The 3,196-nt window shown below is 71.1% G+C and carries 4 protein-coding genes and 1 pseudogene; all 5 read right to left on the bottom strand.

Annotated features, from left to right (window positions below; translation table 11 throughout):
• Positions 1–45: 45 nt before the first annotated feature.
• A complete protein-coding gene (locus RWM17_RS13385; RefSeq protein WP_314104459.1) occupies positions 46–1,290 on the bottom strand; it encodes a YihY/virulence factor BrkB family protein in 1,245 nt (414 codons plus the stop codon).
• A gap of 156 nt (positions 1,291–1,446) precedes the next feature.
• Entirely contained in the window at positions 1,447–1,722 is a 276-nt protein-coding gene (locus RWM17_RS13380; RefSeq protein ID WP_314104457.1) for a DUF3618 domain-containing protein, read from the bottom strand.
• On the bottom strand, positions 1,722–2,162 hold the full coding sequence (locus RWM17_RS13375) for a phage holin family protein (RefSeq protein WP_314104456.1): 441 nt from the start codon (positions 2,160–2,162) through the stop codon (positions 1,722–1,724). Before RWM17_RS13375 ends, RWM17_RS13380 begins: the two co-directional genes overlap by 1 nt.
• Positions 2,155–2,496, bottom strand: a complete 342-nt coding sequence (locus RWM17_RS13370; RefSeq protein ID WP_314104454.1) for a YtxH domain-containing protein — start codon at positions 2,494–2,496, stop codon at positions 2,155–2,157. Before RWM17_RS13370 ends, RWM17_RS13375 begins: the two co-directional genes overlap by 8 nt.
• 125 nt (positions 2,497–2,621) lie before the next feature.
• Positions 2,622–3,196: pseudogene (locus RWM17_RS13365) on the bottom strand (hypothetical protein); the annotation flags it as partial.

The following is a 3,196-nucleotide window of genomic DNA, read 5'->3' as shown; positions in this document are numbered from 1 at the left end:
CGACGACTCACGTCGTCGGGGCCTCGTGCGTGCGTGGAGCCGGACTCAGTCCTGGTGCTTCGCGGCGGCCTTCGCCTCGGCCTTGTCGGCCTTGCGCTTCGCCTTGGCCTTCGCCTTCGCGGTGTCGTCGGCGGCGTCGTCCTTCGCCTTGGCGCGGTCGAGGTCGTCGGAGTCGGCGTCCGCGTGGTCGTCGCCGCGACGGCCGTTCCCGTCGTGCGCCTCCTCGGCCTCCTGCCGCTCGATCGACTCGGCGGCGGCCTGGCGCAAGCGCATCCCGTCGAGCTCGTCCTGGGCGGCCTTGGCCTGCTTCTTCTCGCTCTGGGCGGTGTCGCGCGGCGGCAGCAGGATGTCCTTCTCCGCCTTCATGCCGGCCTGCAGCTCACGGCCGCGCTCGATCTCGGCGTCGAACTCGGCGCCGAACAGCAGAGCCAGGTTGGTGATCCAGAGCCACAGCAGGAACACGATGACGGCACCGAGCGAGCCGTAGGTCTTGTTGTAGTTCGAGAAGTTCGAGACGTAGAACCCGAAGCCCGCGCTCGCGAGGCCCCAGATGACGATCGCCAGGAGGGAGCCCATGCTCATCCACCGGAACTTCGGCTGGCGGACGTTCGGCGCGAAGTAGAAGAGCACGGCGACGACCACCACGACGATGATCAGCAGCACGGGCCACTTGACGATGCCCCAGACGAAGACCGCCGTCGACCCGAGTCCGATCACGTCGCCGACCGTCTTCGCGACGTCGCCGCTCAGCACGAGGATCAGCCCGGCGATCACGATCAGGACGACGGTGAAGGCCGTGATGGCGAGCATCGTCGGGCGGAGCTTCCAGATCGGCCGCCCCTCGTCGACGTTGTAGATGCGGTTCATCGCCCGGCCGAAGCCGCCCACGTAGCCCGAGGCCGACCAGAGGGCGCCGAGCACACCGACGACGAGGGCGATGCCGGCCGCCTGCGAGCCGATCAGCTCCTGGATGGGCCCGCGGAGGGTGTCGGCGACGGAGGCGCCGCCGAGCTGCGTCAGGAGCTCGAGGACCGCGTCGGTCGTCGGCCCGGCCTGGCCGAAGACGCCCAGCAGGGCGACGATGGCGAGCAGCCCGGGGAAGATCGCCAGCACGGCGTAGTACGTCAGCGACGCGGCCAGGTCGGTGCACTGGTCGGACCCGAACTCGCGCAGGGTCTTCTTGAGCACGTAGCCCCACGACCGCGCGTGCAGGTCGTCGGGGCTGTCGGGCTTGCGGGAGTCGTCCGGGTCGGGGGCGGTCTCGTCCCGACGCGTGCTGGTCTGTGCCATGGGTCTCGTGTTCCTGTCCTGTGAACGAGAGGGTTGGTGCCGGAAGTGCTGGCGCTGAGAGGGGCGGCGCCGAGAGGGTCGACGCGGTGCGGGTGATGCAGCAGGCGGCAGGAGGCGCGCCTCCTGCCGCCCGTCAGCGTCGCGCCGAGCGTCGCCTCAGCGGCGGGCGATCTTGACGACGCCCGCGACGATCGCGGCGACGCCGGCCACGCCCGCGACCGCGGTCGCGATCACCGGTGCCGGGTCGTCGTCGAGGCGGCGCTTGACGCTCGCCTTGAGTCGCCGGGCGTGGGCCGGCACGCTCAGCTTGTCCTCGATGGCGTCGAGGGTCTCTTTGAACTGCTCGCGCGTGCGGGCGATGTCCAGCTCGATCTCGGGGATGCTCGCACCCTCGCGCGGGCCGGGCTTCTGGTCGCTCTCGTCGTCGCTCATCAGTCGGTCGCGCCCTTCGTCGTCGTGCTCTTCGTGCTGGTCCCCTTCAGCGCGGCCACGTCGGCCTTCACGCTGTCGACGGCCTGCTGCGGCACGGGCGGCACGCCTTTCTTGAGCGCCTTGACGCCCAGCAGCGCGAGCACGCCGGTGATCACCAGCAGCACGGCCGCCACGATCAGGGCGGCGAGCCACGGCGCCACCACGGTGGCGAGCCCCAGCACGCCGGCGGTGATCAGCACGGCGAGCAGGAAGAAGCCGAAGAGCGCGGCGCCGACCAGCAGTCCTGCGCCGACCCCCGCCTCCTTCAGCTTGGTGACGAGCTCGGTCTTCGCGAGCTGGATCTCGCCCCTGACGAGACGGGAGATGAGCTCGGGCAAGCTGCCGAGCAGCGAGCCGAGCGACTTCTTGGTGCTCTGTTCCGGTGCCTTGAGGTCACTCACCGACGTTCACCCCGGGCAGCTTCGCGGCGCCCTCGCTGTCGGAGCCGGCGCCCGAGGCGGAGGCCTTCACGTCGTCGGCCTTGTCGGACGCCTTCGAGGCGACGGACTTCGCCTTCGAGGCCGCGTCGCCGGCGGCACCCTGCAGCTTCTTGCCCACGACGGGGGCGTTCTCCTTCACGAAGCCCTCGGCCTGGTGGACCGTCTTCTGCACGGAAGGGTTCTCCCACAGGCTCTCGGCCTGCGACTTGATCTTGACGTAGGCACCGCGTCCGGCACGTGCTCCCAGCACGTAGCCCACAGCTGCTCCGGCGACGAAGAGGATCTTGCCCTTCATGAGTGCTCCATTCAGTTCGAGGTCGACCGGGCCCCAGCGGCCCAGGACACCAACGCTGGCACAGACCCCCGGGCACAGACCAGATTCCCAGTACCGCGGCGCAGTCAGGGGTACAGCGACGCCGTTCAGGAGGAGCGGCGAGCGCCCCGGCTGTGGACGGCCGACAGCGACGACGCCGAGGAGGCGGAGGTCGCGGAGGTCGTGTCGGCCAGGACGGCCACGGGGACGCGGACGGACCTCACCCGTCTCGACCACCAGCGGGGCGGGAGCTCGCGGCCCCACGCGGCCAGCGCCTCCTCGACCAGGCGCAGCACGCACCAGCCGAAGAGGACGACGAGCAGCACGTTGCGCGCGCCGAGCACCGCGACCGCCACGGGGTGCAGGTCGGTCAACGGCAGGTAGAGCACCGGGAATACCAGCGTCGTCAGCCCGGCCGTCCACGCGACGATCCTCGCAGGGGCGCGGAACGCGGCGGCGTCCGCCCACAGGCCCGCCGCGACCACCGGCGCGATCCACAGGACGTACTGGGGCGACCCGACCTTGTTGAAGACGATCAGCGTGATCGTCAGGGTCAGGGCCCCGAGCAGGACGAGGCGGGACTCGTGCCCGGCGCGGGCGACCCTGTCGGCACCCGTGGGCCCGGCATCCGCAGGCCCGGGACCCGCACGCCCGGACACGGCACGGCCGGCCCGGGCGCGGC

Origin of the sequence: uncultured Frigoribacterium sp., assembly GCF_963515265.1 — a bacterium.
In the GTDB taxonomy this organism is placed as follows: domain Bacteria; phylum Actinomycetota; class Actinomycetes; order Actinomycetales; family Microbacteriaceae; genus Frigoribacterium.
This window is presented reverse-complemented; position numbering and strand designations above follow the sequence as displayed.

Bases quoted from the DNA above. Each gene is read 5' to 3' on its own strand.
- RWM17_RS13385 (WP_314104459.1), bottom strand. From the start codon at position 1,290: ATGGCACAGACCAGCACGCGTCGGGACGAGACCGCCCCCGACCCGGAC.
- RWM17_RS13380 (WP_314104457.1), bottom strand. From the start codon at position 1,722: ATGAGCGACGACGAGAGCGACCAGAAGCCCGGCCCGCGCGAGGGTGCG.
- RWM17_RS13370 (WP_314104454.1), bottom strand. From the start codon at position 2,496: ATGAAGGGCAAGATCCTCTTCGTCGCCGGAGCAGCTGTGGGCTACGTG.